A 660-nucleotide genomic window follows, 5' to 3' on the forward strand; every position below is an offset into this window, starting at 1 on the left:
ACTAAGTCGTAACAAGGTAGCCGTACCGGAAGGTGCGGCTGGATCACCTCCTTTCTAAGGAGCACCTACAACAACTGCCCTGGATGTATGTCTGGTGGTGGGGGTTGTCAGGAAGCAAGCCCGTTGCACGGACGTTCGTTTCGTGGCGGGTGCTCATGGGTGGAATATCAACAAATAGCGGCTGTTTCCTCCTGCGCTCTTTCTCTAGTACGAACCCTGCCTTCGGGTGGTGGTTCTGGAACGGTGGGGTGCGGGGTGGGGATGGTTTAGTGTTTGGCACACTGTTGGGTCCTGAGACAACAGGACCATGTGGTGGCTCTCCTTTGTGGGGGTTGCTGGGTGGGTTTGTTTGTTTCTGGTTTCCCTGCCATGACGTTCCGCGCACGGTTTGTGTGTGGGGTGTGTGGTGTGGGGTTGTTGTTTGAGAACTACATAGTGGACGCGAGCATCTTGTATAAGAAGCAATTTCCAAGATTATGAACCTGGATCTGGCCGCACTTTGGTGTGGTTGGTTTTCATGGTTCTCTCGAAAATGTTTTTGATCTTTGTGGTCAAGTTTTTAAGAGCACACGGTGGATGCCTTGGCATTAGGAGCCGAAGAAGGACGTAGGAATCTGCGATAAGCCTGGGGGAGTCGATAACCGGACTGTGATCCCAGGG

2 rRNA genes are annotated in these 660 nt (G+C 52.7%); both read left to right on the forward strand.

The window, feature by feature from the left end:
• A 16S ribosomal RNA gene (locus ACFO0G_RS19900) occupies positions 1 to 54 on the forward strand; the annotation flags it as partial.
• Positions 55 to 549: 495 nt separating this feature from the next.
• A 23S ribosomal RNA gene (locus tag ACFO0G_RS19905) occupies positions 550 to 660 on the forward strand; the annotation flags it as partial.

Source organism: Arthrobacter sedimenti (assembly GCF_042652025.1).
GTDB lineage: Bacteria > Actinomycetota > Actinomycetes > Actinomycetales > Micrococcaceae > Arthrobacter > Arthrobacter sedimenti.